A 17,150-nucleotide genomic window follows, 5' to 3' on the forward strand; every position below is an offset into this window, starting at 1 on the left:
CCCCGTCCTTTATGGCCGTCTACACCCATATCGATACCCGCGCACTGGCAGGATTTCTTCAACAGTATGCTCTTGCGCCCATCGACCGCTATCGTGGTATCGACCAAGGCATCTCCAACACGAACTACCAGCTGTTCTTTAAGGATAACAGCCGTCTTATTCTCACGCTCTACGAACATGAGAGGCGTATCGCCGTTCGAGATATTCCTTTCTTTCTAGACCTCATGCGCCACCTGAGCCGCCACGGCATCCCATGCCCCGTCCCCATCACAACACGGCAAGGTGAGACACACGCCCACCTCTGTGGCAAGCATGCCGCCCTCACCAGCTTCCTAGACGGACATCCCATCACACACGTCACAGAACGCCATTGTTGGGATATAGGATACCATCTTGCATGCCTCCACAATGTAGGAATGTCGTTCACGCAACAACGTCACAACCCTTTTTCCTTGCAAGGATGGCGCGCCCTTCGAGAGACACTCGACCCGTCCACCCCACACATCCCCATGATTGACGAGACCCTCACCATATGGGAACAGCGCCATGATGACATCATCGCCCTCCCTCAAGGGATTATCCATGGCGATATCTTTCCCGACAATGTCTTCTTCCAAAGAGACAAACTCTCTGGTATCATCGATTTCTATTTCGCATGCACCGATAGCCTCGCCTATGATATTGCCATTGCTATCAACGCATGGTGTTTCCCTTCGCCACAAGATATGCCACAAGATATGAATGTGCGCTATGTGGCATGTTTACTCAACGGATACGAACAACAGCGCCCCCTACAAGACAAGGAAAAACACGCCATGCCCCTTCTCTGTCAGGGAGCAGCCCTCTCCTTCTTGCTGTCGCGTCTCATCGATGAACAGCAATTCGATACGCCCCTCCCCCATAAAAACCCTCAGGAATATGCCGACAAATTGTCATATCATCGCCAAAACCCCCACCCTCTGTCCATCACCCACCAAAGCACGCTATGACACACGATACCAATAGAGACACCCCCATCGACACGCATGTCGGCACGCCCATTGACAAGCCCATCGACAAGCATGTCGTTTCTATCTATACGGATGGCGCATGCTCTGGCAACCCCGGCGTCGGAGGATGGGCAGCATGCCTCCAATATCTTGGGCGACGTAAGTGCATCAGCGGAAGCGTCCCGCACACAACCAATAACCGCATGGAAATGCTCGCCGCTATCAAAGCCCTACAGGCTCTCAAGCGCCGCGCACGCGTCAGTCTCTACAGCGACAGCCGTTACCTACAACAAGGCATTACGACATGGATGCCCGTGTGGAAGAAAAAGGGATGGAAAACATCCGCCAAAACAAAGGTAAAGAATGTCGATATGTGGCAACAGCTCGATAGACTATCCCAAAACCATGACATCACATGGCATTGGGTCAAGGGGCATGCGGACAATGCCCATAACGAGCATGTGGACATGCTGGCAAAAAACGCCATCACCCACCATAAGAGCCTTTCCCCGCACAAGACACCCCCCTAGACACCCTATAGTCCCGCTAAAACCTTCGATGCCTCGGTCTTGTCGAAGGCTGGACCATCGTCATTGAAGAGATGGGTGACAGAACCGCCGTCAATGACAACCGTATAGCGCTTCGAACGCACCCCCAAGCCCATAGCCGTCAGGTCGCATACCATATCGACAGCGCGGGTGAAGTCGCCATTACCATCAGCAATCATATGGATGGTGTCATCGATACCAAGACTCCTTGCCCACTCTTGAAGGACAAAAATATCATTGATCGCCAAACAATAGAATGCCTCAATGCCCTTTTTCTTGAAATCGCCAGCCAATCCCTTGTAGTGAGGGAGCTGGTCATTGCATGTGGGCGTAAAGCCCCCCGGCACGGCAATGAGAAGAGTCTTCTGCGCCTTGAAGAGTGTCTCACTATCGACCTTGTCGGGACCCTGACCGCTCCACCGAAAAACGGAACAGCTGGGAATTTTTTGACCTATGCTTATCATCGTCCTACGTCCTCCAACCCCCTTCGATTCCCCAAGAGCCCCTCCATCACTGAAGACTACCTTGAACAGAAGCATCACGCAAGCTTTTTGTGACGATATCGACAGAGAGAAGCTCAGGAAGGACAATGCCCTCAGGACGCCTAGGGCCAAAGACAACATTGAGAGGCACGCCATAGCGCCCCAAAGACGCCATCCATTGCGCAATATCGGCATCTGGAAGTGTCACATCCCCCTGCTGTGCGATAATCTTGTTACGCACGAATAGAGAGATGATGTCTTCATCGTCAAGGACAAGCAATTTGTTTGCCTTGCATGTCAAACACCAAGCGGCTGTGATGTCCACAAAGACGACATGTCCTTCTGCAACCCGCGCCTGTATCTCTTCAGGCGCAAAGCTCGTCCAATCGATTCCTGCTTGGACCGTCGGGATTTCCTTTTCCGTGGCATATAATCCCCGTTTCGAAAAATCATCATCGATCATCCACGTGGATAAGGCAACAACGCCCATCACCGCGCCATAAAACCACAGGGGGCGACTCGCTCGTTTCCTGTAGATGAAAAAGAGGGCGATAATACCGACCATGGATATGGCAATCAACAGGAGGGAGTCCTGTAAAATCCCCTCAGGTAAAATACTCACAAGCCAGAGGGCGGTGGCGAACAGAGGCAAACTCAATGAGCGGCGGAAATACATAATCCATGGACCCGGGCGTGGCAACCAACGCGCGCCACCACCGGGAAACAGGACGACCAAGAGCCACGGAATGGCAAAACCTGTCCCCAGCATGAGGAACACCATCATAATATCCAACGCATCACCCGCCAGCGCAAACCCCACAGCTGTCCCTAAGAAAGGCGCAGAACAAGGTGTCGCCAACGTCGTCGCTAACACGCCATTGGAGAAATTTTCATAGTGGACGCTATAACGCTTGCCTTCCCCTGCTGGAAGCATGGCGCGCACGAACCGCGGAAGACCTATCTCGAACCATCCTAAGAGGTTACAAGCAAAAATCACCATCACATAGGCCATCACCATAATAAAGATGGGTTGCTGAAAATGGAAACCCCACCCCAGCGACATGCCTAGTTCCTTAAGCGACAAGACGATACCCCCAAGAAGCGCAAAAGAAAAGAGAATGCCTAACACCGATGCGGCAAACCCTTCGCGCACCAATGTCTTGTCATGGCTCGCTGTGGCAATACCAACCAATTTCAAAGACAAGACGGGAAGCACGCATGGCATGAAATTGAGAATGAAGCCACCAAATAAGGCAAAGGCAATGATCGTGAGATAGGCGGATATATCACTCCCCTCGCCTGACTCTTTCACAATGTCCGCCACGGATTTTTGCGCTGGAGGAAAGTAACCGTCAGCGCGACGCCATGTATCGATATTCTGGTGGGTATCAACAATCGTGAGGCGCACGTCACGTTCCCCCAACGGCGGCCCCTTGCTCAAGGATTGACCAGAGACATCCAAGAGAAAAATGGCGACTTTTCTTCCCTCGCGCAATGTCACGTGGGGCTCGGAAAACCATAAGTCGTTTTCCTCTTCGACAAAAATATCAGGGGCGTCAAAAGGTCTCTGAGAGCGCGCAACAACACGTAGCTGCCATGGGGACGTCTCGCTTGCGCCAACAGCATGGATACGCATAGGCGACTCGTCCTCCGACACAGGCACAAGGGAGGCATAATGCGCGATGGCATCAGCATCCCCCGAAGGAAGGACGCCTCGAGGCGTATTGGCAGGGACGTTATCCTCGTCCAGCACCGAGACATGAAGAAACACCGTATCCTCTAAGGGAAGGCATATGTCTCGACACGCCAAATAGCTGATATCGGCTTCTAGTGTGATGGGACGACCAGCCTCACGCATGGTGACCTCGAGGGGAAAGATGACTTCCTTTTCATAGCCAACAGACTGCAAGCCGTATTCTTCATAGCGCGTCGGTGAGGGCCAAAAGAGGGCAATGCTCTCCACATTATCACGTTTTTTCCAACGAACGCGCATAGGCAAGCCCGCATCGCCCGGGTTACGCCAGTAAGTCTTCCACCCGTCATCCAGTAGAAACTTTAAGCCTAAGGTCAATTCCTTTTGCTTTTTGTCAATGTTGAGAGTCTCCGCCACCAAGAACAATTGGGCGGGCTTTTTGAGGGGAAGGCCTCCTCCAGCGATGGGATTGGATGCGACATTGGGAAGAACTGTCATAGGCATAGAGAGCCACAGGACAGCACATAACCACGGCCATACGCTCCAGAAAAGATTTTTTATAGGCATCGTCCCTATCACTCTGTCTTACTTACCAATAACGTAGGGTGAGCGCTCCGATGCCACAAGCGTAAAAGCTCCACATCCACATAGTGCTTGCCATAGGTTTGACCAGAGAGGACGCGGAAGGGTTTTTCATGCTCTCCCATATCGCTGAGGACGGCAAGGGCGCCGAGAAATTCTTCATCTTCCGTATAAGGTGTGACGGTGGCGATAGCAGGGATACCAGCGGCAAGACTTGCCCGCACACCCCGTGGCGTGTCTTCAAAGGCAAGACATGCCTGAGGAGGAAGCCCTAATTCACCCAACGTCCATAGGTAAATATCAGGTGAAGGTTTTTTCGCGCGCACCCTGTCGCCATCTCCTATGATTCGAAAGGCGTCTTTGAGGCGTCCTCCCGCCACCCGACCCATAATCATAGAGACATTTTCCCGTGTGGTGGATGTCGTGATGGCAAGGGTGATGCCTTCGGCGCGACAAGAGAGGACAAGCCTCTCAACCCCAGGTCTGAGGCGTATACCGCTGTTCGACAGCAATTCGGCATAGGCGAGATTCTTTGCTTTATGCACACCATCGATAAAATTGTTAAAATCGGCGCGGCGTTGCACATCCGGGTCGGTGCGCGCGACATAGTGACGAAGGCGTTCTGCGCCCCCGCCAATGGCCAGCAACTCTTTATAGAGCGCCTTATCCCAATGCCACGACACGCCAAACTCTTGAAAGGCGGCATTGAAGGCCTGGCGGTGTAGCTCCTCGCTCGCCACCAATGTCCCATCTACATCAAAAAGAACCGCCGCTAGCTGCATCTGCTCTCTCCTCCTTGAATATCCGTCATCGCATGATGGCGAGAAGAGGCATGGCGGTGAGAGTCCAAAAATGTCTGCAACATCCATGTCGCCGCCATCGCATCAAGGACTCCTGACTCTCGGTGCTTCTTCCATCCTCCCTTGACATGCTGTGGGATAGCGTCTGCCCTGTGGCGTTGTTGCCCATAGCGCTGGTGCCCATAACGCTGTTGTATGGCGCGTTTGGCGGCTTGGGTAGAGAATCGTTCATCACAAAAAAAGACAGGCTTGTGGAAAGATACGCCAAGCTTCTTTCCCCATCGCCGTATGGTCTGACAAGACATTGTTTCCGTCCCATCTAGCGCATGGGGCAAGCCCAACACAAAGCCATAAACATCATGCGACTCTGTGGCGAGACGCACGCCACCATAGAGCATAGGCCATGTGGCAGAGCCAATGGTGGACAAAGGCACAGCCACACGCCAATGGCGGTCACTCAAGGCAAGGCCCGAACGCCGACGCCCGTAATCGATACCCATAAGACGCCCCTCCCCGTATGCCGTCCCCGTCCCGTGTATCCCGTCTATCCCATGTATGCCGTCCTCAGCCCATGCCATCATATCCATCCTTTATCCCATATCCACCCATAACAGCCTTGTGAACCGTTTGCATTCACACATCCTTTCGTCTATACACAACCCTATCCCTGTTCCCATCCCTTCACCTATCGTGTAAGACTCCATAGCATACATACCATGCCTATCGATAAACACATAGTCCAACATATCGCCCAACTGGCGAAATTAGACATAGAGGATAAGGACATCCCCTTTTGGCAGAAGAATTTACAAGGGATTTTTGCATGGATTGCCCAATTGGACGAGGTCGATGGCGACTCCCATGAGCCTCTCTACGGGCTCAGTGACCATGCGATGATCCTCCAAGAAGACATTGTCGCACATCACGTGACGAGGGAGGACATTTTGCGAACAGCGCCCCATACTGAGGACGGGTTTTTTATCGTCCCCGCCAGCATCGACCCTCAGGAATAACCCCACCCCATCGTCTTGTGTCTCTCTCCATGCGTCATATGACTCTCCATGCGGTGTGCGAGCATCTACGCAAAAAAACGTTCAGCGCCCGCGAACTCACAAAGTATTACTACGATAGAATCAAGGAGCGCAAGGAGACGAATGCCTATATCACCCTCTGTGAAGACCATGCCTATCGTCAAGCTGATGCCAGCGATAGGAGACGCGCAAAGGAAAAACAAGACAAGGTGGGCCTGTTAGAAGGCATTCCCTTCGCCATCAAGGATTTATTTTGTAGCAAGGGTATACGCACGACAGCGGCATCGTCTATCCTTGCTGATTTTGTTCCGTCCTATGAGTCCACCGTGACGTCACGCTTATGGCGCTGTGGGGCGATTCTCCTTGGCAAGACGAACATGGATGAATTCGCCATGGGGTCGGCAAGCAATACGGGCTGTTTTGGCGCTGTTGTCAATCCGTGGCACAGCGCATCACATCCCCATAAGGACTTATCTGCTGGTGGTTCTTCTGGTGGCTCGGCGGCGGCGGTGGCGGACGATTTATGCGTGGCGTCCCTTGGCTCTGATACGGGCGGTTCTATCCGACAACCCGCTTCCTTATGTGGCGTTGTCGGCTTGAAACCCAGCTATGGGCGGTGTTCGCGCTATGGCATGGTGGCGTTTGCGTCTTCCCTCGACCAAGCGGGATGTTTCACCCGCTCCGTGCGCGATGCTGGCCTTATCCTACAAGCCATCGGGGGAGTCGACCCACAGGACGCCACATCCTCTCACCATGCCTGTGAGGACATCACCCAAGACATTGGGAAAAACATCGCTTCCTTGCGTGTCGGTATCCCTAAAGAATATCACCATGAGAAAGTGGATAGCGCCATCATCGAGGCTTGGCACAAGGCGATGGACATCCTCAAAGGACAAGGCGCACAGCTGGTCGATGTGTCCCTTCCCCATACGCGCTATGCTCTTCCCGCCTATTACATTATCGCCCCTGCCGAAGCATCGTCCAATCTCGCACGCTATGACGGAATACGCTATGGCATGCGCGCACAAGAGACAGAAGACATAGAGACCCTATACCGAAAGACGCGCTCTCAAGGGTTTGGCGAGGAAGTGCGGCGGCGGCTCATGATAGGGACATACGTGCTCTCAGCGGGCTATTATGATGCCTATTACCTCAAGGCGGCAAAAGTGCGCGCCCGCGTTCAACAGGATTTTGTCGATGTCTTCAAACAAGTGGACGTCCTGCTCACACCCACAACACCCAATGCCGCGTTCCCACTGGATATGAAAGACATGGACGCCATTACCATGTATCTCAATGACATCCTCACCGTGCCTGCAAGCCTCGCTGGCCTGCCCGCTATCTCTGTTCCCATAAGTTATAACAAAGAACGACTCCCTCTGGGCGTCCATGTCATCAGCCGCCGCTTTGACGAGAGGACTCTCCTTCGTCTTGCCCATGTGCTAGAACAAGAATGCGATGACACGTTCACTCCCGCCATGCCATCATAATGTTGTGGCGTAAGAACAGACAGACATCATCGCCTCTGCACCCTATCAGTAAGGCATCGACGACTCCCTTTTTTCTCAATGTCAGCCCTCTTCACACGCTCTATGGAGAGAGCTATGGCGCTATCGAAGGCGGCACGCCCGCCCTCTTTCTCCATGGGGGGCCCGGCAGCGGTTGCCATCACGGACAGAAAGCCCTTTTTGACCCCAAGACATGGCGCGTCATCTTCTTCGACCAACGAGGAAGCGGGAAAAGCACACCAAAAACATCCATCGAAGAGAATACAACACCCCTCTTGATTGAGGATATCGAAGCGATACGGGAGCATTGGGCCATCGAGTCATGGGTTGTCGTTGGTGGCTCGTGGGGCGCGACCCTCGCCCTTGCCTACGCCCGCGCCTATCCCCACAGAGTGCGCGGGATGGTCTTACGCGGGACATTCCTTGCGCGCCCTGAAGACACGCAATGGGCTTTCTACGACGCGCCTCAACTCTTTCGACCCGACTTATGGGAGCAATTATGCGCACTCACACACTCCCAGACGCCCATCGAAAAACTCATGGATGACCTGTCCCATGACGACCCAGCAATCCACCAATATGCCGCCAGACTATGGGGATGGTGCGAACAAAGCCTCGCCCTCCTCAACCCACAAACAACGACATTGCCATCGATAAACCCGCAAGAGCCCCTCACAACGCCCGTGCCTAATACGCCCTATATCGAGAGCCACTATATCCGCCATGATTTTTTCCTCAAAGAGACGCCTCTCCTCGCTAACACCGACCCATTACGCCATATGCCTATCATCATGCTCTGTGGACGTTATGACCTCCTCTGCCCGCCACGTTGCTCATACGCCCTCAAAAACGCCATTGGCGACAATTGTCACGTGCGTCTCATCGAAAAGGCAGGACACAGCACCAGCGACAAACCCCTTCAAGATGCCCTCGCCCACGCCATCACAGAAGCATCCCAATGGCCCGTGCCATAACACCAACGCCCGTAACACCAACGCCCATAACACCAACACATGACGTCACGTAAAGCCTTCCGCCCGCCACTCCGCCCTCACCATAGGATGTGTTTCGCCAGCGCCATAACGCCCATGATACATGGCGACCATGTCCCTATCCGCAAGGCGCGCCAAAGCCCAGACCGCCATCGCCCTCACCAAAGGCACAGCATCATCAAGCATCAGCGCCACAGATGAGACCAACGTCCTGTCGCCACTATTGCCGATGGCGATCAATACGTTACGCATAAAACGCGCCCTGCCTGTTCTCACGATAGCCGTGCCTCTAAAATACTGGCGAAAAGAGTCCTCACTGAGGGTCGCGAAAAAAGCAAGGGACTCGTGTTCTCCATGCCACCTGTCGGTGATGGACATCTGATGGGAACGATAGGCAAATTTGTTCCATGGACAGACCGCCAAACAATCATCACAGCCAAAAATGCGATTCCCTATCATGGGACGTAGCGAACGCTCGATCACGCCTTTATGCTCGATGGTGAGATAGGCAATGCACCGATGAACATCCAACCGATGGGGCGACGGAAGAGCATCTGTCGGACATATGTCAAGGCACGCACGACAACGACCACAATGGCCAGCGTGGCGTGTGTCACGCTGTGTCCGCTGACGCGGAATCGACTCTGATGTCCCTAAGTCAAGCGTCGTCATCAGGCATGCCAGAAAGAGCCAAGAGCCATACGCCCTCGACACTAAATGGGTATGCTTGCCTTGCCACCCTATGCCTGCTTGCTGAGCAAGAGGCTTCTCCATCACAGGCGCTGTATCAACACATATCCGCCACGCCCCCCCATAATGGTGCGCCACCCATCGCCCTAGCCCCTTGAGACGTTTCTTGATAAGATGGTGATAGTCACGCCCGCGCGCATAAACGCTGATGACACCCCGACTCTTTTCTTGTAATCCTCGTAGCGGGTCTGCCTGTGGTGTATAGGCAACCCCAAGCATGACAAGCGTCTTGACGTCAGGGAGGCACTGCTGTGGGTTCAAGCGCTGAGAGAGAGTCTCCTGCAACCATGTCATATCGCCACAATTGCCTTGTGCCACAAAGGCGCGCATGTCAGCGCGCACCTGTCGAGACAACACAGGACGGGTGAAACCAATGGCGTCAAAACCATGAGACAAAGCATAAGACACGATGGCATGACGTGTGTTATCGTTATTCTGTGTCTCTTTCGTCCCTGTCATTCTCTATCGCCTTCAGCGCGCCTTTCCATGTCGCAAGCCGTCATTCTCCTCAGCGGAGGCATCGACTCTGCCACGACCCTCGCCATCGCCCAGCAACAAGGATATGCCATGCATGCCCTCTCTTTCCACTATGGACAGAGGCATGCCATCGAATTGACATATGCCAAAAAAATTGCGCATCACGCCCAATGTCCCCACACCATTATCCATATCCACACCGATATTTTTCAGCATACCGCCCTCGTTGACCGCCCCATGCCTCCCCCTCAAGAGACGCCATCCACAGACACCATCCCCGCCACCTATGTGCCAGCCCGCAATAACCTTTTTCTCGCCTATGCGCTCTCTTATGCGGAGTCGCGCGCCATCGATACCCTGTTTCTAGGCGCTAACGCCATCGATTATAGCGGATACCCCGATTGTCGTCCCGCCTTCCTTACATCATGGGAAAAGATGGCGAATCTTGCCACAAAAAGAGGTGTCGACGCCATAGAACAGCAACAACCACCCCCTATTGCCCTCAAAGCGCCTTTGCTCCATATGACAAAAGCCGACATTATCAAAAAAGGGTATGCCTTAGGCGTTGATTATGCCCTCACCCTCAGCTGTTACAACCCCAGCGCCTCTGGCACGCCTTGCATGGTCTGCGACTCATGTCGGTGGCGCGCAAAAGGCTTTGCCGACAGCGCTATGGACGACCCCGCCCTGAAAGGATAACGTAAGGATAACGTAGGGATAGCATAAGGATAACATGGCGTCCCAAACGACCAGCAAGCGACAGCTCACCCTCATGCCCTATCATGTCCACGAGATCTACCCATCAAAGCAAGGCGAAGGCATGCATAGTGGCACGCCATGTGTCTTCTGCCGATTTCGAGGGTGCAACCTATGGTCTGGCGTGGAAAAAGACCGACAGCGCGCCATATGCCGATGGTGCGATACCCAATTTGTGGGCGCTTATGGGCCAAGGGGAGGAACATTCGCCAGCAGTGAAAGCCTTGCGCGCACACTCCTCGATTGCTGGCACCATCACCCCTATCGTCCACAGACAGCGCACACGCCAAACGCACGCCCCTTTATCATCCTCACAGGAGGCGAACCAAGCCTCCAACTGGACGCCGCCCTCATCCATAGCCTCCATAAGCACCATTGCCATATTGCCATCGAAACCAATGGCACACGCCCCATCACCCTCCCCATCGATTGGATATGTGTCAGCCCTAAAGCCCATACGACCATCGCACAAAAAAAAGGCCACGAACTGAAAGTCGTCATGCCACAACATACCATCACACGCCACACGTTAAGTATGATGGCACAATGGGACTTTCAGCATTTCTTTATCCAACCTTTAGACGCGCCTGCGCAAACCCGCCATATCGCCCATGCCATGGCCCTGTGCGCAACACAGCCGCCATGGCGGTTGAGCGTGCAAAGCCATAAATGGCAACATATCCCCTAACACACTCACCCACAACAAGAGGACATCCCCCATGCCCACATCATCTGTCGAAATCTATCACCGCTTCTCTTTTGTCGCCGCCAGAGCCATGACGCATATGCCACCAGACCATGTGTGTTCTCGCCTCCATGGCCATAGCTTTAAAATTGAGGTGCGCCTCAAAGGACCTATCAACGAACAAGAAGGATGGCTTATAGATCACTCAGACATCGCCCATGTCGTCAACCCGCTCATTGAAAAACTAGACCATCGCTATCTCAACGAGATAGACGGGCTTGACAAACCCAGCAACGAAAATATCGCCCGATGGTTCTGGCGTCATTGTCAACCGCATCTCCCCCTCCTCACAAGCATCACCGTCATCGATACCGATGAGACGGGATGTCTCTATGACGGGACGTGAGGACGGAGAAAACGACAAGGACGCCCTCGCGCCTCCCCTAACACCTGTCCCTCCCGCATAACCATACGTCCGCGTATCATCGTCATACGGACAACACCCACAACCTCCATGCCATGATACATGCTCCACCCCGCCTTGCTCGCACATTGTGCCACATCCAAACGCTTCCTCGCCTTCAAGTCTATGAACGTCATATCGGCATCATAACCCACCTTGATAAAACCCTTGCCTTCCATGCCAAACAATGTCGCCACATGAGCCGACGTCATACGCACGAAGGCGGGAAGTGATAGACGCCCCTCATGGCAATGGGTCAGCATGACACTCACCCACATCTCTAACCCCCCCATACCCGATGGGGTGTGAGGATAGGCATGGGCTGTTTTCTCGTCCACCCTGTGAGGAGCATGGTCAGAGCCTATCGTCCTTATCTGCCCCGACGCCACCGCCCGCCATAAAGCACGATGATGGCGCTTCCCACGTAACGGAGGATTGACAATGGCAAAATGGCCACTTCCCAAAGCACGGGCATGGCGTAAGACATCTGGCGTCCAAAATGTCATATGGTGCGGCGTCACCTCGAGGCTGATATGGCGGCGACTCTCAGGGGACAGGGTCGCAAGCCACAAGAGCTCTTCCTCTGTCGTCACATGGAGAATATGGACGGGACGTTGGGTCTGACGCACAAGGGATACAAGGCGTTTCGTCGATGACAAGGCAACCTTGACATCCCGCCAACGTTGATGCGCCCCCTCGCCCCACCATGTCGCCCATTGTTGTAAAGAGCCAGCGCGCGCCCTCAGGCGTGCTTCATCCTCACTATGAACGGCAACAAGCCCTCGAGTCTGACGCAAAACAGACGCAATGACCGAGTCATCATCCAGCAACAGGTCGCCTGTGGAACTCCCCATGAAGATTTTAATCCCCGCACAGCCTTCACACTGCTCTATGACTGAGAGCATCGCCAGATTATGACGCGTTGCTCCCACATAAAACCCATAATCACAAAACATTCTGCCTTTGCTACGCGCCATTTTGTCATGGAACGCCTCCTCACTCGTCAGGGGCGGATGGGTGTTCGGCATATCACACTGGCTATCGATAATGCCCGGAAGAATATGTAAACCACGGGCATCGATGACGTCTCCCGCACAATGAGCGTCAATGTCTGCCTCAATGGCGACAATCTTGCCATCATCAATGGCAATGTCCGCCTTCTCAATCCTCGACACACCGACAACATGCCCTCCCTTAATGAGACATGCCACGGGGCGACGCGTCATTGCCATCTATGACGCCTGTTTTGACGTATGGCGCTCGAGAATGGCGCGAAAACAGGCATGCCAACGGGGAAGCGCTACAGACGGCTTGAAATGCTGGACATAAAAATCATAGCCACGTTGCGCCATCCCCTGCGCCTTCCCTTGCCTCATGGTCTCTAAACCCTGACTCCATGCTTGTTTCTGAGGCTCTATCAACCGCACCATGCCTTCTCCCTCCAAACGCCCATCCAGATGAAGAGGCTTGTTCGCTAAGACGGCTTTGCCATAAGCCCACGCCCGCACCAACTCAAAGCGGAAAATGTCCTCCTCGTTCATAAAAATGACGCCATCGCTCGCCTGCACATACGACCCATGAGTCTCCCCGTCATCCTCGACAAAACGCAAGCGAGGACGCACACCATAATGTACCGATAACGACTCGATATCACGCACCAAAGACTTATCCACCGCCACCCACACATACCACGATGATTGGTCCTTCAGCGCCATCAACAGCGCCACGAAATCCACATCGCGCCATTTTGATGCTTGCAAAACAGCCACAAGGGCGCTGTGCGGAATGGCATGGCGTTTCTTAAGGTCAGACAACACGCATGGACGCCCATGCTTTGACACGGCAAGAGGCAAACACTGAATTGTCTCCTCTGTGCCACATTGTTCATGAATCAGCGAACGCCTGAGCGCCTCTTGATAGACAAAGCGATAATCCCAACGCCCACCCTTATTCTGCATTTCATCTAAAAACACACAGCATTTGATGACGCCTTCCTTCTCCCAATGGCGCACGCTGTCACGGGCTTGCTCGCCCCACGCAATCAACATCATCGAGTCAAAGAGGGATAAACGCCGAGACAACCAACGCCTATATCCCAAAAAAGGCACCATGAGAGACAATCTGTTCATGCTCATCAAGGGCCTATGGCACAACACGCCACTCCTGTGAAACCAACGCACCCACGCCTCGTCATCGACACCGACCAATTGCTGACGCACACCTAACCCCGTCAAGCCACTGAAAATCTCACACAGCCATGGCGCATGCCTGTCTAAACTATCCTTATCGATCACATGGGTTATGCGCATCGCATCACCCTCTATGTCACCAGAAGAGTCGTCGAAGCAGCACGGCACAACCGATGAAAAGACGCCGCCGCATGCTCGATACCCGCAGAAAAAATACTTGAACCTCCCACAAGCATATCCGCCCCATCAGACACAAGAGCCGCCGCATTCTCCTCACACACACCACCATCAACCTCGATGGCGAACGACAGCGAAGAGGACATGCTCAGCGCTTTGAGCTCTCGAATCTTCTCCATCGTCGAAGGGATAAAGGCTTGCCCGCTTCGGCCTGGGTGGACACCCATGATAATGACATGGTCGAGCATGGGAAGAAGAGGCGCTAGCGTCCGCACGGGCGTCTCTGGATTGAGAGCAATCCCCGCTTTTTTCCCATGCTGGCGAATGCGCGCCAATAAAGGCAAGGCATCCCGCGCGCCTTGCGCACACGCCTCCACATGAAAACTGATGATGTCACCGCCTACTGCTATGAACATATCCACCCATGACGAAGGAGTCGCCACCATGAGATGAACATCAAAGACAGAACGACTATGGGGACGCAAATCCCGCACCATCCTTGCCCCGAACGTCATCGATGGCACGAAATGCCCGTCCATGATGTCGAGGTGAATCTGTTGCGCCCCCGCCTTATCCACTTGTTCCATCGCATGACGCAATGACCCCATATCAGCGGCGATGAGAGATGGCGCAATGATCGTCTTGTTCTCCACCTCTCCACTCACCCGCCATAACGTTGTGCCATACGCTCCATAGGAATAGGCGTTATCTTACGCCCCCATCCTGCCGAACCAAAGGCTTCATAACGCTCCACGCATAGAGCCTCCATCGCTTCATACGCTGGCGTGGAAAAACGGCGAGGGTCAAATTCGCTGGGATGTTCATGGGCAATACGACGCCATGTGCCTGTGATCGCCATGCGACAATCCGTATCAATGTTGATCTTACGCACGCCATGCTTAATCCCCTCACAAATCTCTGCCACAGGCACACCATACGTCTGGGGCATGTGTCCTCCATAGCGATTGATGACATCTTGCCATTCTTGAGGCACAGAGGACGAGCCATGCATGACAAGGTGCGTATGGGGAATGCGCGCATGGATGGCGCGCACCACATCCATCGCTAAAATAGCCCCATCAGGACGACGCGTGAACTTATAAGCGCCATGGGACGTGCCAATGGCCACAGCTAAAGCATCAACATGCGTGCGCGCCACAAAATCAGCCGCCTGCGCGGGGTCGGTTAAGAGTTGCTCTCGCGCAAGTGTCGCCGTCGCCCCATGCCCGTCCTCTGCCTCCCCTCGTCCGCTCTCAAGAGAGCCTAAACAGCCTAACTCGCCTTCAACCGTCACACCCAATGGGTGCGCATAGTCCACAACAGCGCGCGTCACACGCACATTATCCTCGTAGGAAGACGGAGTCGCCCCATCCTCTTCTAAAGAACCATCCATCATCACCGATGAAAAGCCATGGTCTATGGCGGAAAAGCACGTATCAGGCGCATTGCCATGGTCTAAATGCATGGCAACAGGCACATGAGGCCATTGAGCAACAGCAGAGTGTAACAGCCCCCGCAAAAAAATATCGCCAGCATAGCGACGCGCCCCTCGACTCGCCTGAATAATCGCTGGCGAGTCCGCCTTATGGGCAGCACGCATAATCGCTTGCACTTGCTCCATGTTATTGACGTTAAAGGCTGCCACCCCATAGTCATGGGATGCCGCATGGTCTAAAATCTGTCGCATAGATACCAAGGCCATCACATATCACCCGTCTTTATCGCTCACCTGTCAGCACTTCGATGCCCGGTAGGGTTTTGCCCTCGCACCATTCGAGAAACGCCCCGCCAGCCGTAGACGCATAGGAAAAACCCATCGTCTCGTCATCGCCATCACGTTCCACCGCCGCCAATGTGTCGCCTCCCCCTATGACCGAACGCATATGCCCTGACGTTGTCTTGGCGCGCAAAAAATCAGCGATCTCACGAGTCCCATGGGAAAAATCTTCTCGTTCAAACGCCCCTAAAGGCCCATTCCACAAAACAGTCGCCGCCTTATCGAGATGGTCGCGAAACATATCCAACGTCTTACAGCCAATATCCATGATGGCATCTCCCTCTTGTAATTCCTCGATGAGGCGATAACGGCACACCCCCTCCTTATCCAATACACGACCATCACAGGGAATGACAAGCTGACAGCCCGCTTGCGACGCCACGTCACAGACACGTTGCACATCCTTCAAACGCTCCTCTTCATACAGAGAATCATACACACGAACGCCTCGCGCCACCAAAAAACTATGGGCCATCGCACCGCCTATGAGCATGCTGTCCACACGGCGAACAAGATTCATAAGACTCGCCAATTTCGTCGAGACCTTCGCCCCACCCACCACCGCCACACGCGGCACATCATCGCCAGAAAAAAAACGCTCCAATGCCGACAATTCTTCATAAAAGGTGACGCCAGCATAGGCGGGAAGACGCTTCGCCACACCATAGGTAGACGCATGCGCCCTGTGCGCACATGAAAACGCCTCATGGACATAATGGGTCGCGCCACTGCTCTCGAGAAGAGCCTCCACAAAGTCCCCCCCATTGACATCCTCCCCCTCATGAAAACGCACATTCTCTAACATAAGAACAGAACCAGCCTCTAACCTATGGGCTTGCGCCTTCACAGCATCGCCTATGCACGCCTTCACAAACACGCATGGATAAGGCGCAAGAGCCTTGCGCACAACATCAAAAACAGGGCGCAAAGAGAGCTTCTTATCCCCCCGACTCATGCGCTTGGGGGGGTGCTTGTGGGAAGGGAGATGTTGCGGACGCCCCATATGGGACACCACGACCAACGACGCCCCCCGCTCGAGATAGGAACGCAAAGCAGGAAGCACGCGCTCAATACGACGCCTCGAACGTATCTGACCGTCATCCGTCATCGGCACATTAAAGTCGCAACGCACAAAGAGACGCGCCCCCGATAGAGACATAGCGCTCACACACGCAGGCATCGAACGCACAACGCCCATCGAGCCAGAACCTCTCATGATACGCTCCTTCAATCGTCCCCATACTCTCTTAT

Annotated in this window: 18 protein-coding genes; 8 read left to right on the top strand and 10 right to left on the bottom strand. The window is 53.9% G+C overall.

What is annotated here, in order from left to right:
• Window positions 1–11: 11 nt before the first annotated feature.
• Entirely contained in the window at window positions 12–989 is a 978-nt protein-coding gene (locus GDA54_00550; GenBank protein ID MBC6496804.1) for a homoserine kinase, read from the top strand.
• Window positions 986–1,519, top strand: a complete 534-nt coding sequence (gene rnhA, locus GDA54_00555) for a ribonuclease HI (protein MBC6496805.1) — start codon at window positions 986–988, stop codon at window positions 1,517–1,519. Before GDA54_00550 ends, rnhA begins: the two co-directional genes overlap by 4 nt.
• Window positions 1,520–1,524: 5 nt before the next feature.
• Here the strand turns inward: rnhA and GDA54_00560 are convergent, their stop codons facing one another.
• From GDA54_00560 to ruvX, 4 genes are read right to left on the bottom strand one after another with little or no spacing between them, the layout of a single operon-like run.
• Entirely contained in the window at window positions 1,525–2,001 is a 477-nt protein-coding gene (locus tag GDA54_00560; protein MBC6496806.1) for a peroxiredoxin, read from the bottom strand.
• Between the two features lie 46 nt (window positions 2,002–2,047).
• Window positions 2,048–4,279, bottom strand: coding sequence for a thioredoxin family protein (locus GDA54_00565; GenBank protein ID MBC6496807.1), 2,232 nt, complete (start codon window positions 4,277–4,279; stop codon window positions 2,048–2,050).
• 8 nt (window positions 4,280–4,287) lie between these two features.
• Window positions 4,288–5,076, bottom strand: a complete 789-nt coding sequence (locus GDA54_00570; GenBank protein ID MBC6496808.1) for an HAD-IA family hydrolase — start codon at window positions 5,074–5,076, stop codon at window positions 4,288–4,290.
• The gene (gene ruvX, locus GDA54_00575; protein ID MBC6496809.1) at window positions 5,067–5,675 is read right to left on the bottom strand and encodes a Holliday junction resolvase RuvX; all 609 of its coding nucleotides are present in this window, start codon (window positions 5,673–5,675) and stop codon (window positions 5,067–5,069) included. Before ruvX ends, GDA54_00570 begins: the two co-directional genes overlap by 10 nt.
• Window positions 5,676–5,810: 135 nt before the next feature.
• Here ruvX and gatC point away from each other — a divergent pair, with 135 nt between their 5' ends.
• From gatC to GDA54_00590, 3 genes are read left to right on the top strand one after another with little or no spacing between them, the layout of a single operon-like run.
• Entirely contained in the window at window positions 5,811–6,107 is a 297-nt protein-coding gene (gatC, locus tag GDA54_00580; GenBank protein MBC6496810.1) for an Asp-tRNA(Asn)/Glu-tRNA(Gln) amidotransferase subunit GatC, read from the top strand.
• 29 nt (window positions 6,108–6,136) lie between these two features.
• Window positions 6,137–7,615, top strand: a complete 1,479-nt coding sequence (gene gatA, locus GDA54_00585) for an Asp-tRNA(Asn)/Glu-tRNA(Gln) amidotransferase subunit GatA (protein ID MBC6496811.1) — start codon at window positions 6,137–6,139, stop codon at window positions 7,613–7,615.
• On the top strand, window positions 7,615–8,607 hold the full coding sequence (locus tag GDA54_00590) for an alpha/beta fold hydrolase (protein ID MBC6496812.1): 993 nt from the start codon (window positions 7,615–7,617) through the stop codon (window positions 8,605–8,607). The genes gatA and GDA54_00590 overlap by 1 nt, the downstream gene beginning before the upstream one ends.
• 45 nt (window positions 8,608–8,652) lie before the next feature.
• Here the strand turns inward: GDA54_00590 and queG are convergent, their stop codons facing one another.
• Window positions 8,653–9,834 carry a tRNA epoxyqueuosine(34) reductase QueG gene (gene queG / locus GDA54_00595; protein MBC6496813.1) on the bottom strand — a complete coding sequence of 394 codons (1,182 nt, stop codon included), beginning with the start codon at window positions 9,832–9,834 and terminating at the stop codon, window positions 8,653–8,655.
• A gap of 27 nt (window positions 9,835–9,861) precedes the next feature.
• On the opposite strand from queG, the gene queC reads away from it, so the two are divergent.
• The 3 genes from queC (at window position 9,862) to GDA54_00610 (ending at window position 11,699) form a co-directional block, all read left to right on the top strand.
• On the top strand, window positions 9,862–10,551 hold the full coding sequence (gene queC, locus GDA54_00600; protein MBC6496814.1) for a 7-cyano-7-deazaguanine synthase QueC: 690 nt from the start codon (window positions 9,862–9,864) through the stop codon (window positions 10,549–10,551).
• A 73-nt stretch (window positions 10,552–10,624) separates the two neighbouring features.
• Window positions 10,625–11,296, top strand: a complete 672-nt coding sequence (queE, locus tag GDA54_00605) for a 7-carboxy-7-deazaguanine synthase (protein ID MBC6496815.1) — start codon at window positions 10,625–10,627, stop codon at window positions 11,294–11,296.
• A 31-nt stretch (window positions 11,297–11,327) separates the two neighbouring features.
• Complete coding sequence (locus GDA54_00610) at window positions 11,328–11,699, top strand: 6-pyruvoyl tetrahydropterin synthase family protein (protein ID MBC6496816.1); 372 nt, start codon at window positions 11,328–11,330, stop codon at window positions 11,697–11,699.
• Here the strand turns inward: GDA54_00610 and GDA54_00615 are convergent.
• Genes GDA54_00615 through GDA54_00635 form a run of 5 tightly spaced genes read right to left on the bottom strand, consistent with a single transcriptional unit; the run spans window position 11,684 to window position 17,115 of the window.
• Window positions 11,684–12,988 carry an amidohydrolase family protein gene (locus GDA54_00615; protein ID MBC6496817.1) on the bottom strand — a complete coding sequence of 435 codons (1,305 nt, stop codon included), beginning with the start codon at window positions 12,986–12,988 and terminating at the stop codon, window positions 11,684–11,686. The two genes, GDA54_00610 and GDA54_00615, sit on opposite strands and share 16 nt — an antisense overlap.
• Window positions 12,989–14,065: a hypothetical protein gene (locus GDA54_00620; GenBank protein ID MBC6496818.1), complete on the bottom strand. Its 1,077-nt coding sequence runs from the start codon at window positions 14,063–14,065 to the stop codon at window positions 12,989–12,991. It abuts the gene before it with no gap.
• An 11-nt stretch (window positions 14,066–14,076) separates the two neighbouring features.
• Window positions 14,077–14,787, bottom strand: coding sequence for a ribulose-phosphate 3-epimerase (gene rpe, locus GDA54_00625; protein ID MBC6496819.1), 711 nt, complete (start codon window positions 14,785–14,787; stop codon window positions 14,077–14,079).
• Entirely contained in the window at window positions 14,784–15,824 is a 1,041-nt protein-coding gene (locus GDA54_00630) for a fructose-bisphosphate aldolase class II (protein MBC6496820.1), read from the bottom strand. The genes rpe and GDA54_00630 overlap by 4 nt, the downstream gene beginning before the upstream one ends.
• A gap of 16 nt (window positions 15,825–15,840) precedes the next feature.
• A complete protein-coding gene (locus GDA54_00635) occupies window positions 15,841–17,115 on the bottom strand; it encodes a phosphoglycerate kinase (protein ID MBC6496821.1) in 1,275 nt (424 codons plus the stop codon).
• Between the last annotated feature and the right edge of the window lie 35 nt (window positions 17,116–17,150).

Source organism: Alphaproteobacteria bacterium GM7ARS4, from assembly GCA_014332745.1.
Taxonomy (GTDB): Bacteria; Pseudomonadota; Alphaproteobacteria; order GM7ARS4; family GM7ARS4; genus GM7ARS4.